Origin of the sequence: Mammaliicoccus sp. P-M59 (assembly GCF_022386135.1) — a bacterium.
In the GTDB taxonomy this organism is placed as follows: domain Bacteria; phylum Bacillota; class Bacilli; order Staphylococcales; family Staphylococcaceae; genus Mammaliicoccus; species Mammaliicoccus sciuri_A.
On record NZ_JAJNJJ010000004.1, the window covers coordinates 77081 to 103399 of the forward strand.

Annotated in this window: 21 protein-coding genes; 5 read left to right on the top strand and 16 right to left on the bottom strand. The window is 33.1% G+C overall.

Features of this window, described 5'->3' with window-relative positions; all coding sequences use genetic code 11:
* Positions 1–20: 20 nt before the first annotated feature.
* The 6 genes from iolE to LQ617_RS07960 are packed head-to-tail and all read right to left on the bottom strand — an operon-like array spanning position 21 to position 7141.
* Entirely contained in the window at positions 21–905 is an 885-nt protein-coding gene (gene iolE / locus LQ617_RS07935; RefSeq protein WP_037590351.1) for a myo-inosose-2 dehydratase, read from the bottom strand.
* Positions 906–915: 10 nt separating this feature from the next.
* Complete coding sequence (locus LQ617_RS07940) at positions 916–1935, bottom strand: Gfo/Idh/MocA family protein (RefSeq protein WP_037590350.1); 1020 nt, start codon at positions 1933–1935, stop codon at positions 916–918.
* 16 nt (positions 1936–1951) lie between these two features.
* Positions 1952–3865, bottom strand: coding sequence for a 3D-(3,5/4)-trihydroxycyclohexane-1,2-dione acylhydrolase (decyclizing) (gene iolD / locus LQ617_RS07945; RefSeq protein ID WP_239740141.1), 1914 nt, complete (start codon positions 3863–3865; stop codon positions 1952–1954).
* 13 nt (positions 3866–3878) lie between these two features.
* Complete coding sequence (gene iolC / locus LQ617_RS07950; protein WP_239740142.1) at positions 3879–4838, bottom strand: 5-dehydro-2-deoxygluconokinase; 960 nt, start codon at positions 4836–4838, stop codon at positions 3879–3881.
* Between the two features lie 13 nt (positions 4839–4851).
* Entirely contained in the window at positions 4852–5670 is an 819-nt protein-coding gene (iolB, locus tag LQ617_RS07955; RefSeq protein ID WP_239740143.1) for a 5-deoxy-glucuronate isomerase, read from the bottom strand.
* Between the two features lie 16 nt (positions 5671–5686).
* Entirely contained in the window at positions 5687–7141 is a 1455-nt protein-coding gene (locus tag LQ617_RS07960; RefSeq protein WP_103360919.1) for a CoA-acylating methylmalonate-semialdehyde dehydrogenase, read from the bottom strand.
* 204 nt (positions 7142–7345) lie between these two features.
* On the opposite strand from LQ617_RS07960, the gene LQ617_RS07965 reads away from it, so the two are divergent.
* A complete protein-coding gene (locus LQ617_RS07965) occupies positions 7346–8101 on the top strand; it encodes a DeoR/GlpR family DNA-binding transcription regulator (RefSeq protein WP_185805808.1) in 756 nt (251 codons plus the stop codon).
* A 726-nt stretch (positions 8102–8827) separates the two neighbouring features.
* Here LQ617_RS07965 and LQ617_RS07970 read toward each other — a convergent pair.
* The 7 genes from LQ617_RS07970 to LQ617_RS08000 all read right to left on the bottom strand — a co-directional run bounded on the left by LQ617_RS07970 (position 8828) and on the right by LQ617_RS08000 (position 16161).
* On the bottom strand, positions 8828–10093 hold the full coding sequence (locus LQ617_RS07970; RefSeq protein ID WP_204194513.1) for a Gfo/Idh/MocA family oxidoreductase: 1266 nt from the start codon (positions 10091–10093) through the stop codon (positions 8828–8830).
* Positions 10094–10274: 181 nt separating this feature from the next.
* Positions 10275–11765 (bottom strand): N-acetylglucosamine-specific PTS transporter subunit IIBC, encoded by a 1491-nt coding sequence (nagE, locus tag LQ617_RS07975; RefSeq protein WP_191836117.1) that lies wholly within the window; start codon positions 11763–11765, stop codon positions 10275–10277.
* Positions 11766–11986: 221 nt separating this feature from the next.
* Positions 11987–12343: a zinc ribbon domain-containing protein YjdM gene (locus tag LQ617_RS07980; protein WP_025904427.1), complete on the bottom strand. Its 357-nt coding sequence runs from the start codon at positions 12341–12343 to the stop codon at positions 11987–11989.
* Between the two features lie 80 nt (positions 12344–12423).
* Positions 12424–13011 (bottom strand): helix-hairpin-helix domain-containing protein, encoded by a 588-nt coding sequence (locus LQ617_RS07985; RefSeq protein ID WP_239740144.1) that lies wholly within the window; start codon positions 13009–13011, stop codon positions 12424–12426.
* Between the two features lie 16 nt (positions 13012–13027).
* Positions 13028–14620, bottom strand: a complete 1593-nt coding sequence (locus tag LQ617_RS07990; RefSeq protein ID WP_239740145.1) for an ABC transporter permease — start codon at positions 14618–14620, stop codon at positions 13028–13030.
* A 1-nt stretch (position 14621) separates the two neighbouring features.
* The gene (locus tag LQ617_RS07995) at positions 14622–15518 is read right to left on the bottom strand and encodes an ABC transporter ATP-binding protein (RefSeq protein ID WP_204255519.1); all 897 of its coding nucleotides are present in this window, start codon (positions 15516–15518) and stop codon (positions 14622–14624) included.
* A 1-nt stretch (position 15519) separates the two neighbouring features.
* Positions 15520–16161 carry a TetR/AcrR family transcriptional regulator gene (locus tag LQ617_RS08000; protein WP_239740146.1) on the bottom strand — a complete coding sequence of 214 codons (642 nt, stop codon included), beginning with the start codon at positions 16159–16161 and terminating at the stop codon, positions 15520–15522.
* 494 nt (positions 16162–16655) lie between these two features.
* Here LQ617_RS08000 and LQ617_RS08005 point away from each other — a divergent pair, with 494 nt between their 5' ends.
* The 3 genes from LQ617_RS08005 (at position 16656) to LQ617_RS08015 (ending at position 20645) form a co-directional block, all read left to right on the top strand.
* Positions 16656–18020, top strand: coding sequence for an amino acid permease (locus LQ617_RS08005; RefSeq protein ID WP_196307620.1), 1365 nt, complete (start codon positions 16656–16658; stop codon positions 18018–18020).
* Positions 18021–18240: 220 nt separating this feature from the next.
* Complete coding sequence (locus LQ617_RS08010; protein WP_204188351.1) at positions 18241–19410, top strand: hypothetical protein; 1170 nt, start codon at positions 18241–18243, stop codon at positions 19408–19410.
* A gap of 17 nt (positions 19411–19427) precedes the next feature.
* Positions 19428–20645 carry a metal-dependent hydrolase family protein gene (locus LQ617_RS08015; protein ID WP_159316158.1) on the top strand — a complete coding sequence of 406 codons (1218 nt, stop codon included), beginning with the start codon at positions 19428–19430 and terminating at the stop codon, positions 20643–20645.
* Between the two features lie 80 nt (positions 20646–20725).
* Here LQ617_RS08015 and LQ617_RS08020 read toward each other — a convergent pair whose 3' ends face one another.
* From LQ617_RS08020 to gabT, 3 genes are read right to left on the bottom strand one after another with little or no spacing between them, the layout of a single operon-like run.
* A complete protein-coding gene (locus LQ617_RS08020) occupies positions 20726–22105 on the bottom strand; it encodes an NAD-dependent succinate-semialdehyde dehydrogenase (protein ID WP_239740147.1) in 1380 nt (459 codons plus the stop codon).
* Positions 22068–23459 (bottom strand): APC family permease, encoded by a 1392-nt coding sequence (locus tag LQ617_RS08025; protein ID WP_119475298.1) that lies wholly within the window; start codon positions 23457–23459, stop codon positions 22068–22070. The genes LQ617_RS08020 and LQ617_RS08025 overlap by 38 nt, the downstream gene beginning before the upstream one ends.
* Positions 23460–23490: 31 nt before the next feature.
* Positions 23491–24777 carry a 4-aminobutyrate--2-oxoglutarate transaminase gene (gabT, locus tag LQ617_RS08030; RefSeq protein WP_239740148.1) on the bottom strand — a complete coding sequence of 429 codons (1287 nt, stop codon included), beginning with the start codon at positions 24775–24777 and terminating at the stop codon, positions 23491–23493.
* Positions 24778–24878: 101 nt separating this feature from the next.
* Here gabT and gabR point away from each other — a divergent pair, with 101 nt between their 5' ends.
* The gene (gene gabR / locus LQ617_RS08035; RefSeq protein WP_206180480.1) at positions 24879–26261 is read left to right on the top strand and encodes a MocR-like transcriptional regulator GabR; all 1383 of its coding nucleotides are present in this window, start codon (positions 24879–24881) and stop codon (positions 26259–26261) included.
* Positions 26262–26319: the final 58 nt, after the last annotated feature.

A 26319-nucleotide genomic window follows, 5' to 3' on the forward strand; every position in this document is an offset into this window, starting at 1 on the left:
ATACCATTTTGTTTAAAATTTTATTGATATTGTGCTATATATTCTTTTGCTTTTTTTGCATATATAAATGGATTTGCAATCGCTGGATCTTGTTCAGCTTCAACTACAATCCACCCACTGTAATCAGATTTATAAATTAAATCTAAGATAGGTTTAAAATCTATTACACCATCTCCAGGTACTGTGAACATACCTTTTTTTACACCATCCAAGAAGCAACTACTTTCTTTATCTACAGCTTCTTTAACATCTTGTCGAACATCTTTAAAATGAATATGTTTTATCCTATCTTCATATCTTTCAAATATGTCTATCGGATCTTCGCCAGAAAGGACAAGGTGTCCTGTATCAAATAAGAGAGAAACATTATCTTTGTTTGTTCTTTCCATTAATTCATCTATTTCTTTTGTCGTTTGTACACCTGTACCCATGTGATGGTGGTATACGATTTCCATATCTTTTTCATGTGCTAATTGTCCTAGCTTCTCTAATCCGTCTATTAATAATTGCCATTCTTGTTCGGTGAATATAGGTTTTTCTTTAAATAATGCTTTCGTTAAATCTCCTTGAATACTATTGCCTTGTTCTGACACAACAATAACGTTAGCGCCTAATGCATGTAAAAAATCTCTATGTTTTATAAATGCTTCTTCTGTTACTTCATATGGTTCGGAAGTTAAATATAAGCTTAACCATGCACTTGCGACTGATAGTCCTCTTGGTTCCAAATATGATTTCAAAACTTCAGGATCTTTCGGGTACTTGTTACCAATTTCTGTACCTTCATACCCAGAGAGTGCCATTTCACTTATACATTGCTCAAATGAATTTTCACGCCCTAGTTCTGGCATATCATCATTTGTCCAAGCTATCGGTGCACATGCGTATCGAATATTTTTAGTCATTTACTTCACCTCACAACTTAATGATTGTTTTCTTTTCATAAGATTCTTGCATTGCAATTGCAACCTCTGTACTTTTCAATCCATCAATACCTGTTATTGATGAAGGAACATTATTATTGATAGATTCTATAAATGCATTAATTTCATTAATAAATGCTAGTTTGAATCGTTCAGGAAAATGACCTGAAGTCGGTCTAACGACGCCGTTTTTGTCATAAAGTGTAACTAAGTTTTTCTCAGGTGCATTTCCGATTCTTATCATGCCTTCAGTTCCTATGATTTCTGTTTCAACATGGTATCCATGTTGTGCATTTCTTCCTGCTAATAAGTATGCGATTGTACCGTCATCTAATTCTGCCAGACATGCACCTGTTTCCAATTCTTCACATTCTGTTAATTCAGGTGCTGCTATGTTATTACCTAGTGAATAAACAGTTTTAAATTCTGAACCTGTGAACCAGCGTACTAGATCAATATCATGAATCGACATATCTAAAAATATGCCACCACTCGCACTGTTCTTCGCAAATTGGATAAAGCTATCTAACCCTGCACTAGGATCAATTCCATAACATCTCATTGCTGTAATTTTGCCTAGTTCACCATTCTGAACAACGTCTTTAGCAAACTGGTATGAATCATCAAATCTACGCATAAAACCTAACTGAAACACTTTGTCTGAGTGACTATTTATTTTTTCAACAACTTGTTTGATATTATCTAACTCAAGTCCAATAGGTTTTTCTGAAAAGACATGCAAACCTTTATCTAATGCTTGTGAAATTTGAACAGCATGAAATCCACTTGGTGAAACAATTACAACTGCATCTAGCTCATCGTTTTCTATCATTTCTGAATAGGATGTATAGCAATTTTTTACACCTAATTCATCTTTGGCGTATGCTAATTCTTGCTCAACAACACTTGCAACAGCGAATAATTCTGCGCCTTTCACATGATTAACAATGTTTTCTGCATGCACTTTTCCTAATCTACCTAAACCAACTTGACCAATTTTTATTTTTGTCATGTTATGAATCTCCTTATTAATATTGTTTTGCTTTTTTCATAGCTTGAACCTTTTCTTGATATGATGTATTTATATTTGATTTTTCACTATGTTCGGATACACCAACATTCCAGAATGATTCATATCCGTCAGTCATTGTTTTAGGTAAAGTCTTAATTTCTATTAATGTAGATTTTGTTTCTTTTTTAGCATCTTTAATTGCATCTTCTAAAGCTTGAAGACTGTTAACCTTGTATGAAACAGCACCATATCCTTCTGCAATTTTCTTATAATCTACATTCATGACTTCGCCGTTATAATCATTAAATTCAGTACAAAAACTTTCACTACCATTACCCATTTGTAAATTGTTGATACAACCAAATCCACTGTTATCGAATAATACAATGTTAATTTTATAGTTATATTGCAATGCAGTTAGTAATTCAGTGTGCAGCATCAAGAAACTTCCATCACCAACTAATGCATATACTTCTTTTTGAGGATTTGCTATTTTTGCACCAAGTGCAGCTGCAATTTCATACCCCATCGTAGAATAACCATATTCCATATTGTAAGTATTAAATATATCGGTCTCCCACAATCTTTCTAAGTCTCCTGGTAAAGATCCAGCAGCGGCAACGATTATTGCATCATTATCGATTGTTTCATTAACTTTAATAACCGCATTTGTTTGTGGTAATTCCGTTTCTAAGGCTTCAATGTATTGATTAAGTTTTTCTTTACTAAAATGACCTGATATTTCAGCTTCAAAATCATTTTTATTAATATCTACATGAGATAATCTTTCTCTTTCTTCTGACCATTTATTTTTTAAATCATTTACTTCATCTAATATATTAAATTGACATTTACTTAATGCTTTATCCAATAAACTAATTGATATTTTTGCGTCTCCAACTACTTGTATCGCATCTAATTTATAAGCATCAACTCTATTAACATTAATGTTTATAAATTTTGCATTATCAAAGTTAGCTACTGTCTTTGAGCTAGTTGTAAAGTCTGAATACCTTGTTCCAATACCAATAATGACATCAGCTTCTTTTGCATATAGATTGGCTGCTAAATTTCCTGTAACGCCAAGACCACCAAGATTCAATGGATGAGAGGCTTCTATTGTTGATTTACCTGCTTGAGTTTCTGCAATAGGAATATTCGTTTTTTCTATAAATGCTTTTATAGCATCTTGAGCTTCTGAATATTTAGCACCACCACCAACAATTAATAGTGGTTTTTTAGCTGTCTTCAATAGTTCAACTGCTACATCTATTGATCTATTAGAAGGTTGAAGTCTATCAACATAATGTACGCGCTTTTCAAAAAATGTTTTTGGGAAATCGTATGACTCTCCTTGAACATCTTGGCTCAATGCTAATGTCACAGGACCCGCTGTTTGAGGGTTTGTCATGACCTCAAATGCACGAATTAAGGCAGACATGATTTGCTCAGGTCTCGTTATGCGATCAAAATATCTCGAAATTGGTTTTAACGCATCATTTGTAGTAATACCAATACTTTGAGGGTTTTCAATCTGTTGTAATACTGGATCTGGTTGACGAGTTGCAAATGTATCTCCTGGTAAAAATAATACTGGTATATGATTTGCTGCGGCTGTACCTGCTGCCGTTACAAGGTTAGCAGCACCTGGACCGACAGATGTTGTCACTGCAAATACTTTTTTTCGTAAACTTTGTTTACTAAAACCAATTGCTGTATGTGCCATACCTTGTTCATTTTTGCCTTGGATTATTTTTAATTCTTTTTGATAATTTGATAGTCCTTCTCCTAAACCAAGGACATTACCGTGGCCAAAAATATTCATGACACCTTCAACAAATCTTGTCTCTTTTCCATCAATCGAAATATATTGTTTCGTCAAAAATCTAACAATTGCTTCTCCAGTTGTTAACTTCACTGTATTAACCATGTTTAATACCACCTTAAGATTGTTCTTTAATTAAATTTTCTATTTTATCAACTGTAGGCATCGCTTCAGATGAACTATGACTACTTACAACAATCGCTGCTGATGCTGCACCATATTTCAATGCTTCTTCAACTGACTTACCTTTAACCAATGCATAAATAAATGCGGCTGCGTATGAATCACCAGCACCAAATGTTTTAACGACGTTGGCTTTAAAGGCTTTACCTTCATAAGTATTGCCTTCTTTATCAAACGCATTTGAACCTTGTACACCGTGTTTAATGACAACTAAATGTGGATTAGCTTTAAATAATAGCTCACTAATTTCTTTGTCTGATAATGCCTTATATCTTTCGACCATATCAAATTCATCACGTGTGCCAATTACGACATCAGCTTGTTCAGCAACTAACTCATAGTAAATAGAAGTTTCTTCTTCGTTTTTCCAACTATAAGGTCTATAATCCAACTCAAAGATTACTTGTACATTATGTTTTTTCGCTAGTAACAGTGCTTTTAATACTGCCTCTCTTGATGGAGATTTAGCTAAAGCAGTTCCTGAAATAAGCAAATATTCCGAATTTTTAACGTATGATTCATCTACATGTTCAGGTGCTAAATATAGATCTGCTACTTCTTCTCTATACATTAATATGCTAGACTCACTCGGACTTTTAATTTCTGTAAACGTTAAGCCGATTTTATGTTCATCTTCATCTACATGTATTTGAGAAGTATCAACGCCTACTTCTTCAAAGTAATTCGTAATAAATCTTCCATGTTGATCATCTGATACATTGGCAATCATACCCACATCTAATCCTAACTTTGCCGTACCAATCATGATATTAGCTGGTGAGCCACCAACATATTTGCGAAATGATTCTGTTTCTTCCATTGGTCTATTAATTTCTATTGAGTTTAAATCTATTGCTGCACGACCTATTGCTATAATTTGTTTTTTATTAGACATTCACGTACACCCCTTATTCTCTATCAATAATCCATTCATGATCTGGTTGATTATAAAATTTCCAAACTTTTTTAGGTCCTGCCATAACATTTAAGTAATAACCATCGTAACCATCAGGTACAGCTACTGGATGATAACCTTTAGGCACAACAACAACATCACTATTCTCTACTGTCATCGTTTCATCTAATGAAAGGTCGTCTGTAAACACACGTTGAAAGACGAAACCTTTACTTGGATTCATTTCATGATAGTAAGTTTCTTCAAGTAATGATTCATTTGGTAAGTTATCAACATCATGTTTATGTGGTGGATAGCTCGACCAATTACCTTGATCTGTATACACTTCAACGACAAGTAATTTTTCACTCGCTGTATGTGTATCAGGTAAAATATTATGAACATGTCGTTTATTTGAATTTTTACCTCTATCTTCTACTGAGTTCTCAGATGCTGGGTTTAATTGTGTTGCTCTTTCTTCATCTGCTGGTGAATAACAAAATACAACTCTTGAATCTTTATTCGCTTTAATTGTCACTTCATGATTTTTAGAAATATAGATACTGTCTGTTGGTATTTTTTCAAATACTGAATCTCTTGTTCCTAAATCTTCATAAGAACTTTCTCCATCTGACACATCAATGTTGCCAGTTAAAGCGACAATACATAGTTCAAAATCACCTGTTGATTCTGTGTAAGTACCTTGTGATTTTATGTCTAAAACTTTAAAACCAATATAAGCTAAATCAATATCTTCAGGTTTCAAATCATGTATCACTTGTACATCATCACTTAATGGATGATGTACAGGTTTATTTAATAATCGAGCCATCTCTATTTTTCACTCCTTAAAATTGTGGATTACCATGTCTTGCAGTTACGACCTTACGATGTGTGTAGAAATCAATACTATCTTTACCGTTTGCATGTAATGAACCATAGAATGATGATTTCCATCCTGAGAATGGGAAGATTGCCATTGGTGCTGGTACACCTAAATTAATACCTAACATACCTGCATCAATATACTCTCTGAAGTATCTAATAGATGATGCACTGTCTGTAAATAAACATGCACCGTTCGCAAATTCAGATTGATTCGCTAATTGAATGCCTTCTTTTAGATCTTTTACTTTAACAAGTGATAGCACCGGTGCGAATATTTCATCTTGCCATAATTTCATATCAGTTGTAACATCTTCAAAAATAGTCGGTTTTACGAAGAAACCATCTTTGTTGTTGTCTTCTCTACCATCTAATACGAGTTTGGCACCTTCTTCGACACCTTGATCAACGTAATTTAATGTACGTTCAACATTTTCTTCTCTAATAACTGGACCTAAGAAAACATTATCTTCTAAGCCATTTCCGATAACGATATCTTTAGAAGCTTGTACAAGTTTTTCTTTAAATTCGTCATAAACACCTTCTTGAACAGCTACTACAGCTGCTGCCATACAACGTTCACCTGCTGATCCAAATGCTGCACCAATTACATCTTTAACTGCGCCATCAATGTTCGCATCATTTAAAATGATTGTATGGTTTTTAGCACCTGTTAAACATTGCGCACGTTTTAAGTTTTCAGTTGCTTTTTTATAAACATATTCACCTACTGGTTTAGAACCAACGAATGATACAGCTTTAATATGTTCATTTTCACAAATACCATTCACAACATCATGTGCACCATGTACAACATTGAATACACCTTTAGGGAAACCTGCTTCTTCAATTAACTCTGCAAGTTTATTAACAAGTAATGGTGTCTTTTCAGAAGGTTTAATCACAAATGTATTACCTAATGAAATAGCCATTGGGAACATCCAACAAGGCACCATCATTGGGAAGTTGAATGGTGTGATACCACCTACAACACCTACTGGATATCTATAGCTTGTTCCTTCTATATTTGTAGCGATACTTGAAAGTGAGTCACCCATCATTAAAGAAGGAGCACCTGCAGCGAATTCAACATTCTCAATACCTCTTTGTACTTCACCTAAAGCTTCTGTCGTATTCTTACCATTTTCTTTTGTAATAATTTCAGCTAATACTTCTCTATTGTCTGTTAATAATTGTTGAAGTTTGAATAAAAGTCGAGCACGTTTAGGTACAGCAACTTCTTTCCATTCTTGAAACGCTTCATGTGCAATTTTTGCCGCTTCATCTAATTCTTCTCTAGTTGAAACAGGTACTTTAGCAATCACTTCTTTAGTAGCTGGATTGTATACATCTATTGTTTCCTTACTTTTTGACGCTTGCCATTGTCCATTAACGTAATTCTTTAAGATTTCTACCATTTACATATCCTCCAGTTATAAATATTAAAGTAACCGCTTTCATCACCTTTTAAAAAATGAGTATATATTGATTAACTATTGGTTACTTGTTGAGATAATATTATAATAACGAGTAGAATATGTCAAATTTTGAGTAACTTATATTTTTTATAGTTGTTATATAAGCAAATTTTGGGTATATTGTAAGAAATGGGGGAATCGTATATGAAATCTAAACGAATTTATGAAATAGAATCTTTCATAAAAAAAAACAAAACAGCTTCAATTGATGAATTGAAGGACACATTTAATGTATCTGTTAATACAATAAGGCGTGACATCAACCTTTTAGTAGATATGAATGTAGTTAAAAAAGTTTATGGTGGTATTGAAGTTATCGAGGATGAATATAAAGCGGTTGATTATCAAAAAAGAAATGTTGAGAATTATCAATCAAAAAAACATATCGGTCAATTAGCTGCTGCACATATCGAAACTAACGACATTATTTATATTGATACAGGAACAACAACAATACATGTATTAGATTATGTCGACAAAAAATTATCATTTACAATTATTACGAACAGTCTTGATATCATGAATAAAGCTTCACAATTTGAAAATGTAACTTTATTTATCATTGGCGAAAAATACAAACCACGTACACGATCATTCATAGGAATAGATACTAATATTTTATTGAATAAATTTAATATTAATAAATGCTTTATGGCAGCTACTGGTGTTAATATTCCAAATGGTCTATCTAATTCAGAGATGGAAGAAAATTTAATCAAACAACTTATTACAAAAAAAGCACGGGAAACTTATGTTTTAGCGGATAATAGTAAGATAGGACATTCAACATTACTAACATACTGCAATTTAAGTGACGTAGACAAAATAATTACTAATAAAGTACTCCCTCAAGAAATACAACAGTTCTGCGATGAAAATGATATTAAGGTACTATATTAGTTAATAAATATAACACGCGTGGATTCTTGATGCGCTAACGATCTTGTTTCGTTTTCTTGAGCGTTAGAATTTCTAACGATCTTGTTTTCCACTCTTGAGCGTTAGCACCCCGTTTTCACGCATTTTTTAAAATTTATTGACCGCTAACGATCTTGTTTCTGTTTCTTGAACGTTAGAATTTCTAACGATCTTGTTTTCGACTCTTGAGCGTTAGCGCCTCGTTTTTGCGCATTTTTTAAAATTTACTGACCGCTAACGATCTTGTTTTACTTTCTTGAACGTTAGAATTTCTAACGATCTTGTTTTCGACTCTTGAGCGTTAGCGCCTCGTTTTTACACATTTTTTAAAATTTATTGACCGCTAACGATCTTGTTTCACTTTCTTGAGCGTTAGAATTTCTAACGATCTTGTTTTTGAGTCTTGAGCGTTAGCGCCTCGTTTTCGCGCATTTTTTAAAATTTATTGACCGCTAACGATCTTGTTTTACTTTCTTGAGCGTTAGAATTTCTAACGCTCTTGTTTTTGAGTCTTGAGCGTTAGCGCCCCGTTTTCGTGCATTTTTTTAAATTTATTGACCGCTAAAGATCTTGTTTTACTTTCTTGATCGTTAGAATTTCTAACGATCTTGTTTTCGACTCTTGAGCGTTAGCGCCTCGTTTTCACGCATAACAAAAAGACGTGATACTGCTATTTTCTAGCGGTATCACGTCTTTATTTATCTTATATTAAGATGTTAAGGCTATTTCATTATAGAATTCGTCTATATTTATCGATTGGCCGTGGTTCAGTCTTGATTCTTCTGCTGCGAATGCCATTAAGTGGCTGATTAAGGATTTACTTGCTATGGATTTAGATACATTCTTGTCTGAGCTATTAATTGCATCTATAAAATCTCTTATAATACCTTCGTCTCCTCCACCATGTCCACTGCTCACTTCAGGGAATTTAATGACTTTTTCTTCTCTTGTTAAAAAGTCAAATATGCTTATTTCATTTGTTTCCATATTCCCTCTTATTTCACCTTTTGTTCCCATTATTTGAACTATTCTTGTTTGTTCTCTTGTAAATGCGCTCATACTAAATGTTGCTGTTGCGCCATTTTCAAATTCCATATTCACAACTTGGTGATCGACAACGTCATTATCTGATTGGAAGACGCATTTTCCATAATCCGTATGATTTAATCTTTCAATGATCGCTTCGTTAGAATTTTCTTCTGTAAATTTCATCGCCCATCCTCTACCGATACCTAAATAATACCTTCCAGCGTGAAATGGACATTCATTTTCTGCTGGACATCCGTCTAAACATCTTAATGGTGCGCCTTCTGGTTTGTTAGCTTCATTAAAGTACATCAATGAACCAAAGGAATTGATCCTTTTACAATCTTGATCCATGATATAACTGATAATATCCATATCATGGCAAGATTTAGCTAATATCATTGGACTTGACTGTTCTTTACTTTTCCAATTTCCCCTTACAAAACTATGCGACATATGCATATATTCTACATTTTCATTGAGTTGGATAGATGCAATCTGACCAATATCTCCATTTTGAACGATAGATTTTATTCTGCTCCAGAATGGTGTATATCTTAATACGTGACAAATCGTTAATGTTCTATCCATTTCTTTCGCTTTTTCTACCATTTTAATGCACTCTTCAGGACTAGGAGACATCGGCTTTTCAAGCAACACGTGATATCCTAAATCTAATGCTTTCATCGTTGGTTCAAAATGGGCTTTATCTTGAGTACATATAATTGCTATATCAGCTTCTGGCTTTAAGTCCAATAATGCTTTCCATGATTCTTGTACGTATCGTTCATCAAGATTATGGTGACTGCTTACACGTTCTCTTCTTTCTTTAACAGGTTCTGCTACCCCAATTAATTTAATTTTATGAGGTAAAGATTTTATCAAATTCGCGTAAACTCTTCCCCCACGGTCACCTGCACCTAACAAAATCGCTTTTTTTATACCCATTGAATCGTCCCCCTTTATCATTCAATAGTTTCATATTACTACTATAAAAGTAAAAAATCACACATTTATCATTATTTTTTTGTTCATATTTGTTCAAAATTGTTATTATTATAAATAAAAAAACAGTAGGCATTCAAATTATAAAAATGAATGTCTACTGTCTAAGTATTGATATATTCAATTACTGACCTTGATTTTGTTGCATTTGCATCAATTCATCTGCTGTAAATTGTACATCAGTTCCAATAATAATTTGGATATTTTTATCACTAATTACTTTGTTTCCTAATGCGCCAGATTGTTTGATTTTATCTTGATCAACAACACTTGTATCTTTTAATGTTAGACGTAATCTTGTTGCACAGTGATCGATAACTTCTATATTATCATTACCACCAATTGCTTCATATATAAGCTTTGTCTTATTAGATACTTTCACACCACTATTGTTTGTTGAAGTACCCGCTTCATCTTCTTCAAGACTAGGATCTTGCTTTGCCGCTTCTTCCATTAAGCCATCTCTACCTGGTGTCTTAAGATTAAATGTACGAATCGCAAAATCAAATACAACGAAGTATACGACACCCATAATCAAACCAAGGACAAGTAACATTAATGGCTTATTCGCAATTGGAATACTTAAACTTAATAAATAATCTATTAATCCTGCACTAAATGTAAATCCTGCAGTCCAATGGAATGTTGCTGCTATAAATAATGAAATACCTGTTAATAACGCATGAATTCCAAATAACATCGGTGCTGCTACTAAGAATGAGAATTCTAATGGTTCTGTGATACCAGTTACGAATGAAGCGATCGCTGCTGTAACCATTAAAGAACCTACTACTTTTCTATTACGCTTTTCAGCATTTTTCCAAATCGCTAATGCTGCAGCTGGTAATCCAAACATCATAATTGGGAATAAGCCTGCTTGGTATCGACCAGTTATACCCGCTTCACCTTTACTAGACCAGAAGTTTGCAATATCATTAATACCTGCAATATCAAACCAGAATACTTGGTTTAACGCATGATGCAATCCAAATGGTAATAATAAACGGTTAAAGAATCCGTATAACCCTGCCCCAAGAGGACCAAGTTTAGAAATCATTTCCCCAAATGACACTAATCCATTATATACTGGTGGCCAAATAAACATAAGCGCGATAGAAATCACTAACATTGCCGCCGCTGATAATATCGGCACAAGACGTTTACCACTAAAGAAAGCAAACGCTGTTGGTAATTTCGTATCTTTAAATCTATTGTAAATTGCAGCTGTAACTAGACCACAAATAATCCCGATAAATACATTACTAATACCCGTAAATGCGATATCAACTTTATCCTCAGCAATATGCAATACTTTCGCCATTGCTTCTGGCTTTAGTACTTGTGTAACCACTAAAAATGATACAAGTCCACTAAGTGCAGCTGCTCCATTTTTATCTTTAGACATACCGAATGCTAACCCTACCGCAAATAGTATTGGTAAATTATTAATAACGGCTAAACCACCATTTGCTAAAAAGTTCGCAACGCTATTTCCTTCCCCGTTAATTGCACCTGAATCAATAAAAGATGCGATACCTAAAAGTAACCCGGCTACCGGTAAAATGGAAATAGGTAGCATTAGAGACTGTGCAAATTTTTGCATATAAGCCTTCATATTTTTCTCCCCTTATATATTTGTTGGAAACGTAATCTCTATTACATATTTACCACAAAAAACATTTGATGTATATAACGAATTAATATTTCAAAAACTTAAAATAATCAATTAATTATTTTTAACAAAAAATAATAAGCATTTCGTTAATATTTATATCAACATACTTTCTAAAAAATTAAGAGCCTGCAACAATTTCAATGTTTCAGACTCTTATACGCTTATTTATTCACTTTTTTAACAACTGATGACTTCAATCCGATTTGTCCAAAGCCAGGTATTTTACAATCAATGTCATGACCATCTTCTGGGTCTACTAATTTGATACCTTTAACTTTTGTACCTTGTTTAATAGAATTAGATGATCCTTTTACTTTTAAATCTTTAATGACCGTTACAGTATCTCCATCATTTAATTCAACACCATTTACATCTTTAATAACTGTGTTTTCTTCATTTGATGCATCTTCGTCGTTTATAGACCATTCATGATTACACATAGGACAAATATAAAATTGTCCATCCTCGTAAGTATATTCTGAATCACATTTAGGGCAATTTGGTAATGTTGCTTCCATCTTTCAACCTCCGAAAGTTTATAATAACCTCTATAATTTATCACATTTTCATAAATACTGGTATTGGATTTTTCATAAATTTAAGGTTTCATGATGATATATGACGTAATCGCTTTTACTTTAGCATCTTTTTTATGATTTTCAAATTCATACATTTCAGCAAAATAAATTTCCTCACCAGAATTCAATATAATTGTGCCATGTGAAGAAGCTTCTTTACCGTGCGTAAGCATTGATTTAATTTCAAGGCTAGATACTTTTTGCAAGTATTCATTTATTTCTTCTAAAAATGCTTTTCTACCCTTTAATTCAAAAGAACCCGGTACTTTCCATACTAAATCATCTGTTAGCCATTCAGTGAGATACTTTTCATCACCAACTAGTGAAGCAATCACAATGTCTCTAATAATTCTTCTTTTTGGTGCATTATCACATTTTAAATCTCCCAGTACAGTGAATTTTACATTTTTTAAATCATCATCTAATTGACTAAATGATAACCCTTGTTCTACTAATGCTTCTTTCAAAATGCCTATTGCTTTTGGTCCCATACCATGTAGTTTCGCCAAATTATGTTCATCTAATTGAGCAACCTGTTCTAACGTCGTAATGTTGATCGTATTCAAAGCATTTGTTGCTGGTTTCCCTATTTTCGGCAAATTTGTCATCCGAACACAGCTCCCTTTATGAAATGTCTTTTCGTTTAAACCCTATAAATCCAATCATGATGAGCACTATAGATATTATGATTAATATACTTATACCCGAATAATTCATATCTTCAACAGGTATTTCAGGAATATGATGAAATGGCGTTATATCTTTTAACCAGTCTTTAATATTTAACAATTGTCCTAAGTAAACGACAAAAAATGTATAAGTTAAATATAAATAAACGATAAAGTGTCCTTTATTAAACCATCCTAAAAGTACAGCACCGAGTGCTACGAAAGATATAATGGCTGGTATATGCACAATCCCTGCCTTTATTATTGTCCAAAAACTAAATGGATCATCTAACACAGATGCTTGGGCAATATACAAACCGAATGCAGCGATAAAAATCATAAAAATAGCATTAAATAATGAAACAACTAAATAGCTACTCAACAATTTAATTCTTGAAATAGGTCGAGACATTATAAGTTCTATTCGATGAGTATCTAATTCGTTTTTTATTTTGTATAAACTTAATAGTGCAGGTATTGTTGATACGATAGCCATTATAATCATTAAAGTCGGTAAGAATGCTTCTATATAATGATCACCTTTCCCAGCTACCATTTGCTGCAACATTTCATTATCTTTAATAAAATCATCTAACTCACCAAATACTGATCCATATGAAGCGCCAAATACAAACATTCCTATTGCCCAGGAAATAAGCCCTACTTTATACAATTTAAGTTGTAAACCTAGTGGAGATAACCATATTTTATGTGCAGTTCTTTTACCTGGTTTAGAAGGCAGTAAGCCAGACTCTATATCTCTTCTAAAATAAAGTATCATCGCTATCATTAAGAATATAATAGCCGTTATCAAAGTTAAGACGATTGGCCACCAATTATTTTCAGAATAAGCAAACGTTCTTGTAATCCATCCTAGAGGTGAAATCATAGAAATATCTTCATTTATGACATCACCAACCGCTCTCACTAAATAACTTAAGAGTAATACTGTAATACTATAGCCTGTAACACTACTACTTGTTTCAGTTAACTGTGCGAATATAGCTGTCATCATACCAAATAGAATACCAATTGATCCTAATGAAACTGCATAAACGATTGAACCTTGCCAATCCACACTATCAATATTCATTAAAGGTAATATCACCATAATCAAAATGGTTATCATGATATTCACAATTATCATCTCAATAAGTGCACTTACGAGAGGAGATACTTTTCCAACTGGCAATGCTCGAATCATTTCAATACGACCTGCAGATTCATCTCCTCTTGTACTTTTTGAAACAAGTAAAATACTCATTATTGCAACGAGAATACCTGTAAATAGTAACATCTCGTGTGTAAATAACACGCCAACTGATACGTGTTCAAATTGTCCTGGTCCTAACATTGCTTCCATTGCAGGATTTTTAGAAGTTTCAACAATTGGTTGCATATCTGATTGGTGTGGATACATACTTTTAAATGTTGGTGGTATAATAACCGTTAAAACGACAATACCTAATATCCAAAACACCATTTTCCATTTATGAGTCTTGAGGTAAAATAACGTTAATTGTCCAACACCGCTAAAGAGATTATTCATATTACTCACCTCTTTCAATATTCACACCATAATGTCTCATAAATAAATCTTCTAATGTAGGTGGCATACTTTCTAATTTCAGCAACTCAAATCGACTTAAATATTTAATAATATTAGAAACTTTCTCTGAATCCACTTGAAAATGATACATCTCACCTTCTTTAGTAATATCATGTATACCATCTTGCTCTTCTAAATCTGTTAAAGCTTCTTTAGACTGAACGACGAAATGCATTCTCGTTAAATGTCTCAAATCATCCAACGTGCCCATTTCTACGATTTCACCTTTTCGAATAATGCCGACTCGGTCACATAGTTTTTCTACTTCACTTAATATATGACTTGATAATAGTACACTTTTGCCCTCTTTTTTCTTTTCTAATACACATGATTGGAATACTTGTTCCATTAAAGGATCCAATCCAGATGTCGGTTCATCTAATATAAGCAGTTGTGCATCAGTAGTAAATGCAGCGATAAGTGCAACTTTCTGTCTATTACCTTTAGAATATGACCCACATTTTTTAGTAGGGTCTAAATCAAATTTTTTAATTAGTTCATCTCTTTTCTCATTATTTTTAGTGCCACTTAATTTCAGAAATAAATCTATCACTTCTCCACCTGTTAAGTTTGGCCACAAATTCACATCACCTGGAACATAGGCAACTTGTTTATGAATTTGAACCGCATCTTTCCAGGCATCTTTATCAAATGCCTCAATAGAACCAGAATCAGGTTTAAGCATCCCTAAAATTGCTTTAATGGTCGTAGATTTCCCAGAACCATTTGGACCGATAAATCCAAATATTTCTCCTTCTTCAACAGTGAAATTTACACCGTTTAAAGCTTTAAATTTACCAAACGTCTTCGTAACATTATTTACTTTTAACAATGTCATATTAATCACGATCCTTATAGAAGATTTTACGCATTTCTTTAATATATAAATCAAATTCATCATAAAAGCTTTGATAATCATTCTGCTCGATCATTTGATGCGTTATTCGTGTCTTCATAGATTCTGCTAAACCATCAATCGAGTACTTTATAATATTGATAGACATTTCAACATTTAAATTATCTTTAAAAAGATCCTTATCTAAATCTTCAAATAGTGCATTTTGAACTTTACTTTGTAATTGTTTAATATGTTGGTCTTGTTCTCCAGATATATAATGATGTTCAGATTCCTCCAGAACAATTTTCGTTAAAAACTTCGACATATGAGGATGAATCGTCATTAAATTAGATTTTATTTTCGCTTGTTTAACTAACCTATTAAAAATATCTTTCTCAGAAGTATCAATCTGTTTAAAATAATATTCCTCAATGAAATCTAATGAATAATCCACAAGAAATTTAAATAGTCCTTTTTTATTTTTAAAGTAATAAAAAAGCATCCCTTTACCAATACCAGCATTTTCAACAATACGATTCGTAGAACTTTGTTGATAGCCATAATTAGAGAACTCCATCAGCCCTGAATTGATTATTTTTTGACGCTTTTCTTCATCTAAATTATAGAATGCATCATTCATCATATACACCTTCCAAAACATATTAGACCAGTTCGGTCGACTACATCATAACGCTATCGACCACATTGGTCAATTATTATTACTAAATAAAAAAGCCGCCAATTCGCAAAATACGAATTGGTGGCTTTTTTAGTACTTACAGCACTATGTACTGACCCCTTTGTTTGCATATAAAGATAAAAAATAAATCGAATTTAAATTAAAGACCTAAAGCTGTAATCAAATCTACGATTGGTTGTAAGATACTTGTTAACATAAGAAACCTCCTCCTTTGTTTAAGTTATTCTTATTCTATATCAAATAATTATAAGTACATAAAATGAGTAATATTACATTACTCATCGTGTTATATATCCTCACCTTTGTCTTACATTTAAAAACATTTATTTATATTAATATGCAAAATACAAATAATCGTAGTATAATGCTTTTTATATTGTTTTTTAAATCTTATTGTTTACATATGTTTTATTGCATCTAAGGAGAGCGAATAGAAAATGGAAAATCATGAGTTAAAAAGAAGTATGTCTAACCGGCATATTCAGTTAATTGCTATTGGTGGCGCGATTGGTACCGGTCTTTTTCTTGGGGCTGGTAAGAGTATTTCATTAGCGGGTCCATCTATTTTATTAGTTTATATTATTATTGGTTTTTTCTTATTTATTATGATGAGAGCTTTAGGGGAATTATTACTTTCAAATAGTAACTATAATTCTTTCATTGATATTGCTGAACATTATTTAGGTCCTTTATTCGGGTTTTTAACTGGATGGACGTATTGGTTTTGTTGGGTTGCAACGGGTATAGCGGATATTACGGCTGTTGCTAAGTATATTCAGTTTTGGTATCCGGATGTTCCTGCATATGTTTCTGCAATTGCGACTGTTGTTATTCTCTTAGGTTTAAATCTTATGACTGTTAAATTATTTGGTGAGGTCGAATTCTGGTTCGCGCTTATTAAAATTATCGCCATTATATTATTAATTGTTATTGGTTTATGGATGATATTTAATGGCTTTAAATCTAGCACAGGTATTCAATCCGGATTTCATAATTTATATAGTCATAATGGTTTCTTCCCAAATGGTGCTATGGGCTTCTTACTGGCATTCCAAATGGCGGTATTTAGCTTTGTAGGAATTGAACTTGTAGGTGTTACAGCACGTGAAACGAAAGATCCTGAAAAGAATTTACCTAAAGCAGTTAATTCTATCGGTATTCGTATTTTAATTTTCTATGTATTAAGTTTATTAATCATTATGAGTATTACACCATGGAATAAAATTGATCCTGCTGAAAGTCCATTTGTTAATTTATTTGTATTAGCTGGTATTCCAGCTGCTGCGGGTATTGTTAACTTTGTTGTGTTAACTTCAGCTGCTAGTGCTGCAAACAGTGGATTATTCAGTAATAGTCGTATGGTTTATGGTTTAGGTCAAACAGGTCATGCTCCTGAAGGATTAAGCAAGACAAATAAACGTGGTGTCCCTTATCCAGCATTAATATTCTCAGGTGTTGTATTATTCTTCGCTGCGATATTAAATTATTTTATACCGGATGACGTATTTACACTCGTTACGACATTGGCTACGATATTCTTTATTTTTATTTGGTCTATCATTTTAATTTGCTATATCAAATTTAGAAAAGAAGATAAATCTTTACATGAAAAATCTAAATTCAAAAACCCATTTGGTGTGATTGGATCATACCTTGCATTAATATTCTTTGTATTTGTATTAGTTATTTTGTTCTTTGCAAATGATACACGTACAGCATTAATGTACTCACCATTATGGATTATACTATTGCTTGTTGTTTATTATTTGAATCAGCGCAAGCAATCTACTTCAAATGAATAAATCTTATAAACAGTAAACATCGTCATATGACATGTTTACTGTTTTTTTATTGAACAAATGTTATATACCATCGAATAATATTTAAATTCTTGTTATATATTGAATGCAATTAATAGTGTAATATTTATCTATATATTCTAAATTTTTAGAAAATACTATTAACTTCTTGATTTAGATATGCTAAAGTTTGACTATTAACTTTAAAAAGGAGGGAATGCTAATGGTTAGTGAACCGCTTATTTCAGCAACAATACTATTCGCATTAATCGTTCTCGGGGAAATTATATCTTATCTTACAAAGGCTCGTGTACCAATGCTCTTAACAGCAATGGTCAGTTACTTGCTTTTATCTTGGGCAGGCGTCTTACCTGAAAAGATATTAGATAATGCCATTTTACCTTCGCTAGGCGCGCTTATTATTGCACCAGTTATTATGCATATGGGTACAATGATGCCGCTTCATATACTTAAATCACAATGGAAAGCAGTTGTTATATCAATCTTAGGTATATTGGGTTCAACAACCTTAATATTAGTCTTCGTTACGCTCCTATTTGATTTCCGTACTGCCGCTTCAGGTGTTGGACCTATTGCTGGAGGTATCGTCGCGCTGCTCATCACAGTCGAAAAGCTTCAAGATTTAGGATTGGCCAATCTCATTGTTTTACCAGCTATCGTGCAGGCACTTCAAGGTGTTATTGGTATGCCATTAAGTTCTATTCTTATGAAGCGCTATTCAAAATATTACTTAGCAAATAGACATTCAGATAAAAATGTCGCTAATATTTCTAATAAAAATGAATCCAAGAAAGAAACGATATTTAATAAGAATCCGTTACTTCAAAACAATGTTATCAGACTGTTTATTATGTTCTTCTTAGCAAGTATTGCCTTCATGATTGGCGAAGTAACAGGCATTCATTTCACGCTCGTCAGTTTATTATTTGGTGTCATCGGTTTGAAAATTGGATTATTTGAACAAAAAGAACTGGAACGTAATCAATCATTCACAATTATGATGGTTATTATCATTTTAATCGTTATCGGTTCTATGGGCGGCATTAAACCACATGATTTATGGGAATACCTACCTGCTATTTTATCTATTCTTGTTATAGGTACAATTGGTATTTTAATTGGTGGATTTATCGGTGCTAAATTAATTGGATGGAAACCAACTAAAGCATTACCTGTTGCTTTAACCGCATTATATGGTTTCCCAGGTGATTTTATTTTATGTGAAGAAGTCAGTCGATCTGTTACTGATAATGAGGAAGACAGAGAAGATGTATTTAATGAGTTATTGAGCCCAATGATTATTGGTGGGTTTACAACAGTTACAGTTGCATCTGTTATTTTAACATCTATATTAATGAACTTTATTAAGTAATTGAGGAGGACTTAGATATGATTATAAAAAACATCAATTTAATAGACGGTACTGGAAAAGACATTCAACGAGGTGTTGATATAAAGGTTGAAAATAATGTCATTTCTGAAATTGGTACTCATTTAAATGGCGACAATATAATAGAAGGAAATGGTCAATATCTATTACCTGGTATGATTGATAGTCACGTACATGTTATGTTGGAAATGGAACCTTTAGAGAGAAGATTAGCGACACCTTTTTCATATAACTTCTACAAAGCAATTGATCATTTAAAACGAACAGTTGATGCAGGTGTTACAACCGTTCGAGATGCTTTAGGCGCAGATTTAGGTTTAAAAGAAGCTGTGAATGATGGTTTAATACTCGGACCACGTTTACAAATAAGTGTTAACGCATTAACCATTACAGGTGGCCATGGAGACAGTTATACTAAATCTGGTATACAACTACCTATTTTGCAAGATGGCTATCCTGGATTACCGAGTGGTATATGTGATGGTGTGAATGAAGTCCGTAAAAAAGCACGCGAAATGTTAAGAGCTGGTGCTGATGTATTAAAAGTACATGCAACGGGTGGTGTAACAAGTGCAACTGACCATCCAGATTATACGCAATTCTCATTAGAAGAATTAAAAGTCATTGTAGAAGAAGCTCAATTTAGAAATAATCGAAAAGTTATGGCGCATGCTCAAGGTTTACAAGGTGTTAAACAATGTATAGAAGCAGGCATTCACTCAATTGAACATGGTATCTATTTGGATGATGAAGCTGTTCAATTAATGAAAGAAAAAGAAATGTACCTCGTACCTACATTACTCGCACCTCTTTCCGTTATAGAATTCGCTGAAGAACTAGGTATGAGTGAAAATTCTATTAAGAAATCTAAACAAGTCATGCAAGACCATATTGATAGCTTTAAAAAAGCCCATCAAGCTGGTGTGAAAATAGCAATGGGTACTGATGCAGGTGTCTTCAAACATGGAACTAATTTAAGAGAATTAGAGCTTATGGTTGAACACGGCATGACAGAAATGGAAGCCATTGTTTCGTCTACTAAGACAGCTGCTGAATGTTTAGGTTATGACGAAGACTTAGGTACAATTGAAGTAGGCAAGAAAGCAGACTTTATTTTACTAGATCAAAATCCTTTAGAAGATATCAAAGTATTAAGAGATCCAAATAACATTAAAGTTGTTTCAATAGACGGTCAAATCGTCAAAGACATTAGATAATATCATAGTATTTAAAAATGTATTCTAGAAATAGATACAAAGAACCCCCTAAAAGTTGTCACTTTTAGGGGGTTCTTTTCTTACATATTACCGATTGATAAATATTTAGTTTCTAAATAAGGTTCAATACCTTCGATACCGCCTTCACGACCATATCCACTTTCTTTAAATCCACCAAATGGTGCATGCGCTGCTGATGGCGCACCATCATTCCAACCTATCACACCAAAATCAAGCTTCTTATAAATATCAAATCCTGTACGATAGTCATTCGTGAAGAAATAAGCGGCTAAACCATATTCTGTATCATTGGCAACTTTAATAATCTCATCTAAATCTTCGTATGCCATGACTGCTGCGATTGGTCCGAATGTTTCTTCGTGCATCACTTTCATTTCAAGATTAGCTTGTCTAATAACGACTGGCTTTAAGAAATTTCCACCTAATTTTAATTGTTCTAATGGTAATGACAATTCTCCACCATTTTGAACAGCATCTTCAATTTGGTCAATGACTTTATCTACAGCTTGTTGATTAATGAGAGGTCCCATTTCAACGCCTTCTTCTAAGCCATTTCCTACATTTAATGCATTTACTTTTTCAGTTAAACGTTCTGTATAAGCTTCTTCTATATCTTGGTGTACATAAATTCTATTTGCGCTTATACAAGTTTGACCTGAATTTCTAAATTTAGTCGCGATTGTTTGATCAACTGCTAATTCAATATCTGCATCTTTATGAACAATAACTGGTGCTAATCCACCTAATTCCATCGTGACATTTTTAACTGTATTTGCAGAATCTTTTATTAAATGTTTACCGACTGGTGTAGATCCTGTGAATGTTATCTTCTGTATAATTGGACTTTCAGTAAATATTCTACCTGCGTCTTTACCGCTTAATACAACATATTGAATGGCATCTTCAGGAATACCCGCTTCATGTGCCAATTCAACCATTCTTATCGTCGTTAATGGTGTTTCTAAAGCTGGTTTACAAACAATTGTACAACCTGCTGCTAATGCTGGCGCCATTTTTCTCGCAATCATTGCTGCTGGGAAATTCCAAGGAGTAATTGCACCAACAACACCTACTGGGAACGGATCAGTGATAATCTTTTTACCTTTTTGATTAGCAGGTATAGTCTTACCATAAATACGTTTTGCTTCTTCTTGATACCATTGAATGTAACTATTTGCGTAAGCAACTTCGCCTAATGCTTCTTTATAAGGTTTACCGTTCTCTAATGTAATTAATTCTGATAATTCTTCTTTATGTTCATCAATTAATTGATACCATTTTAATAAAAGAGATGAACGTTCATGTGCATCTTTTTCACGCCATGATTCATATGCAACTTGCGCTTTATCAATTTGTTGAATAGCTTCTTCCTCTGAAGTATAAGGAATCGTCTTAACGACTTCATTCGTTGCTGGATTGTATACTTTTAGCTGTTTCAAATACTTCATCCCCTTTTGATTTTGTTAAATATAAGACTGCTGCTATACCATACCATACGAATACGATAATCCATTCATGTGGCCAAATAAGTGATGACGGCATTCCTGGTAAATAAATTGCGATAAATGCAATACTTAAAATAACAGCAATCCAACCGACTACTTTACCACTTTTAATACGATATGGTCTTTCTAAATTAGGCTCGCTTTTTCTTAATTTCAAAAATGCACAAGCAACTAAGAAATAACCTAATACAACACCGATGCCACCAGCATCAACAATCCATACTAATGCAGGACGACCTAATAATGGTGCAACAAATGCTAATACACCAAGGAATATAATACCGTGTGTTGGTGTTTTGTATTTAGGGTGAATGTATGCAAACCACTTAGGAATCATATTATTTTTCGCCATCGCATATAAAATACGACTACCACCGATAATAAATGCATTCCAACTTGTGATAATACCAGCAATTCCACCTAATACGAGTAATATACCAAATCCACTTGATCCAAATAAATTCACCATTGCATCTGCTGTAGCTAATTCACTTGTATTTAATTGACTTGGTGTTAAACCAGTTGCAACACCAAACACAATTAATAAATAGAAGATAACCGATGCTATGATAGAGATAACTAAAATACCACCAATTTTTTTAGAAGGTGCTTTTACTTCTTCAGCTATTTGTGGAATAACATCGAACCCTACAAATAGGAATGGAATCATGATCAGTACAGACATTGTTCCGCCTACACCACCATTAAATAATGGTTTAAGATGTGTAAAGTCACCATTGAATCCTGCACCAAAGAATAATAATAAACCGACACCTACAATAAATATTGTAAATACAGTCTGCATAACTGCAGCTGGTTTAACGCCAAAGTAGTTTAATGACGTTAATATAACACTACCTATAGAACCGATAAGTACCCAAGTTAAGTAAACATCCCATCCAGCTAAATTCCACAATAAGCCAGAATGTTCAAATGGTATGACATAGTCTATAACAGTTGGCAATGCGACTGCTTCAAAAGTAATAACAGATACATAGCCAAATAACACTGACCAACCAGATATAAATGCTACGCCAGGACTAAATGCTTTCTTAACGAATACAAATCCGCCACCTGTTTCAGGAATTGCAGAGGCAAGCTCTGCATATGTTAATCCAATAAAAATTACTAATAATCCACCAATTACAAATGCGATAATACTACCTAGAAATCCTGCTTGTGAAATCCATTCTCCCGAAAGAACAACCCAGCCCCATCCAAGCATGGCGCCAATCGCGAGAAATAATACGTCTGCTATGTTCATTGATTTATTAAATTGAGAATTCATAATTATACCCCATTTTTATTAGTCAAATTTCTTAAAGACTAGATTCTAAGATTGATAATCCTTTGTTTAATTCTTGATCTGTAATGACTAATGGTGCTAAAAATCTAATCACATTTCCGTTAATACCAGCTGATAATAATAATAAACCATTTTCATTTGCTGCTTTAACAATTTGTGACGTTTTAACTTTATCAGGTGATTGCGTTTCTGGATCAACAATTTCCATTGCGACCATTGCGCCTAATCTACGAATATCTCCTATAAATGAATGTTCTAATTTAAATGCTTCTAATCTTGATTGAATCGTTGCACCAAGTTGTTCAGCTTTAGCATTTAAGTTTTCTTCTTCAATAATTTCAATTACTTTTAATGCTGCTTCACATGCAAGTGGATTTCCTGCATATGTACCACCAATTTCGCCTGGATTTGGGCTATCGATAATTTCACTACGTCCAACAACACCACTTAATGGGAATCCTGCTGCTAGAGATTTTGATACAGTCATTAAATCTGGAATAACATCAAAATGCTCAATTGCAAATGTCTTACCAGTACGTGCAAAGCCTGTTTGAATTTCATCTGCAATAAATACGATACCCTGTTCTTCACAAATATCTTTTAATGCATGAATAAATTTCTTATCTGGAATGATAAATCCACCTTCACCTTGTACTGGCTCAATCACTACACATGCCACTTCTGAAGGATCCACTGTTGCGATAAAGAAATTCTTCAAATCTTTAATGACTGAATCTATGTATGCCTCATCACTTAATCCTTCAGGTTTATCTGCTAAATAAGGATATGGTGCTTGATATACTTCTGGTGCAAATGGGCCAAACCCAAATTTGTATGGTCTTACTTTACTTGTCATAGACATTGTTAAATTTGTTCTACCATGAAAACCTCTAATAAATGATACAACTTGTTGTCTACCTGTATATTTTCTAGCGATTTTCACAGCGTTTTCTACTGCTTCTGCACCAGAATTTAGTAATACTGTTTTCTTTTTATGGTCACCTGGTGTAATTTCTGCTAATTTCTCTGCTAATTTAATATAGCTTTCATACATAATCACATTGAAACCAGGTAAAATAAATCTTTCAAGCTCGTTTTTTAAATGTTCAGTTATTTTAGGATGTGAATGACCAACGTTTAATGTTCCGATTGCTCCTGCAAAGTCAATCCACTCTGTACCGTCTTTATCTGTAACTGTTGCCCCTTTTGCAAAATCAGCAATATGTGTATTACCATTACTGACACCTCTTGCTACATATTCGTTACGTAAAGATTCTAATTGTTCTTGAGTCTTACCCATCAAAATCCCTCCTATTGTTTATTTAGTACATATTAAAAAAAGATTGGTATAATGAAAAGTACCAGTTTTTAATTTTTAATAGTACCAGAGGGGCGAACGATATGACTCAAACTTACAAATATAGAGAAATTTATCTCAAATTAAAACAAGATATACTCTCTCAGAAATATAACAGTCACGAAAAATTACCATCTAAAAGACAACTTTCAATTGATCAAAATGTCAGTATTAACACTGTTAAGAATGCTTATGAACAACTTTTTGCTGAGGGTTATATTTACACAAAGGAAAGACAAGGTTACTTTGTTGAGGCATTAAATAAGTTAATCATTCAAGATCAACATATTACGCAACCTTTAAACAATAACCCAACTCAAATTAAATCTTCATATCGTTATTCTTTATCGCATATGACAACCGACATCTCACAATTTCCAATAGACTTATGGTCTAAATATGTGAAAGAAGCTTTTCACCTTTTCAAACATGAAATGTCAGAAATCCCTGTATATAAAGGACCGCTTGAACTAAGAAAATCAATCGCTCAATTGATTTCATACAAAAGAGGTGTCGTCTGTTACCCTGAACAAATCATTGTCGGATCAGGTACAGCGAACTTACTCAGTAGCTTATTCAAAGCATTCTCAAACAATCAAAAAATTGCTATCGAAAATCCCGGCTATTCAAGGATGAGAAAGCTATTTATCGGCATGGGACAGGATGTCGTTAATATTCCACTAGACAACAAAGGGTTATCTGTTGAACATGTGAAACAGGCAAAGCCGGATTTTGTCGTGACAACACCTTCACATCAATTTCCAACAGGCACGATTATGCCAATTTCAAGAAGAATTGAATTACTCAACTGGGTAACTGAACATAATAAATATATTATAGAAGACGATTATGATAGTGAATATAAATATGGTACAGACAATATTCCTTCATTATATAGTTTAGATAAGAATGAACGTGTCATATATTTGGGTACATTCGCGAAAACATTAATGCCAAGTTTAAGAATAAGCTATATGGTCTTACCTTATCCACTCTTATATAAATTCGATGCGATAACAGATACATCCATTACAGATTTAAGCTTAATCAATGCTTACGCGCTTCATTTATTTATTAAATCTGGAAACTATGAGAAATATATTCGTAAGATGCATCATACTTATACTGAAAAGAGAGAGCTTTTTCTAAAAGTATTAAAAAAAGCATTTAAAGAAGACGTCTCGATATACGACATGGAAGCAGGACTACATTTTCTAATTAATATTAAGACGGACTTAAGTTATCAAGAAATTGAACAAAAGGCGCATGACCACGATATAGAATTATATACGATTAGACGTTTCATGGCTGATGAACCTGAAAACACACCATTTAAGACACTCATTATCGGGTTTGCGAAAATAAATCGAGAAGATATCGAACCTGCTATTTTAAAATTAAAAGACATTATTTATGAAAGTCATTGATAAATAAAAAAAATACTTTCATAACCAACGCTTCTAAACAAGTTTGGTCATGAAAGTA

Excerpts from the sequence above, each read along its gene's own strand:
- LQ617_RS07965 (WP_185805808.1), top strand. The coding sequence starts at position 7,346 with ATGAAATCTAAACGAATTTATGAAATAGAATCTTTCATAAAAAAAAAC.
- LQ617_RS07940 (WP_037590350.1), bottom strand. The coding sequence starts at position 1,935 with ATGACAAAAATAAAAATTGGTCAAGTTGGTTTAGGTAGATTAGGAAAA.
- LQ617_RS08000 (WP_239740146.1), bottom strand. The coding sequence starts at position 16,161 with ATGATGAATGATGCATTCTATAATTTAGATGAAGAAAAGCGTCAAAAA.
- gabT (WP_239740148.1), bottom strand. The coding sequence starts at position 24,777 with ATGGGTAAGACTCAAGAACAATTAGAATCTTTACGTAACGAATATGTA.
- iolC (WP_239740142.1), bottom strand. The coding sequence starts at position 4,838 with ATGTCTAATAAAAAACAAATTATAGCAATAGGTCGTGCAGCAATAGAT.
- LQ617_RS08010 (WP_204188351.1), top strand. The coding sequence starts at position 18,241 with ATGGTTAGTGAACCGCTTATTTCAGCAACAATACTATTCGCATTAATC.
- LQ617_RS07985 (WP_239740144.1), bottom strand. The coding sequence starts at position 13,011 with ATGACAAATTTGCCGAAAATAGGGAAACCAGCAACAAATGCTTTGAAT.
- LQ617_RS07970 (WP_204194513.1), bottom strand. The coding sequence starts at position 10,093 with ATGGGTATAAAAAAAGCGATTTTGTTAGGTGCAGGTGACCGTGGGGGA.
- LQ617_RS08025 (WP_119475298.1), bottom strand. The coding sequence starts at position 23,459 with ATGAATTCTCAATTTAATAAATCAATGAACATAGCAGACGTATTATTT.
- LQ617_RS07995 (WP_204255519.1), bottom strand. The coding sequence starts at position 15,518 with ATGACATTGTTAAAAGTAAATAATGTTACGAAGACGTTTGGTAAATTT.
- nagE (WP_191836117.1), bottom strand. The coding sequence starts at position 11,765 with ATGAAGGCTTATATGCAAAAATTTGCACAGTCTCTAATGCTACCTATT.
- LQ617_RS08005 (WP_196307620.1), top strand. The coding sequence starts at position 16,656 with ATGGAAAATCATGAGTTAAAAAGAAGTATGTCTAACCGGCATATTCAG.
- iolD (WP_239740141.1), bottom strand. The coding sequence starts at position 3,865 with ATGGTTAATACAGTGAAGTTAACAACTGGAGAAGCAATTGTTAGATTT.
- LQ617_RS08015 (WP_159316158.1), top strand. The coding sequence starts at position 19,428 with ATGATTATAAAAAACATCAATTTAATAGACGGTACTGGAAAAGACATT.
- iolB (WP_239740143.1), bottom strand. The coding sequence starts at position 5,670 with ATGGCTCGATTATTAAATAAACCTGTACATCATCCATTAAGTGATGAT.
- LQ617_RS07980 (WP_025904427.1), bottom strand. The coding sequence starts at position 12,343 with ATGGAAGCAACATTACCAAATTGCCCTAAATGTGATTCAGAATATACT.
- LQ617_RS07990 (WP_239740145.1), bottom strand. The coding sequence starts at position 14,620 with ATGAATAATCTCTTTAGCGGTGTTGGACAATTAACGTTATTTTACCTC.
- iolE (WP_037590351.1), bottom strand. The coding sequence starts at position 905 with ATGACTAAAAATATTCGATACGCATGTGCACCGATAGCTTGGACAAAT.
- LQ617_RS07960 (WP_103360919.1), bottom strand. The coding sequence starts at position 7,141 with ATGGTAGAAATCTTAAAGAATTACGTTAATGGACAATGGCAAGCGTCA.
- gabR (WP_206180480.1), top strand. The coding sequence starts at position 24,879 with ATGACTCAAACTTACAAATATAGAGAAATTTATCTCAAATTAAAACAA.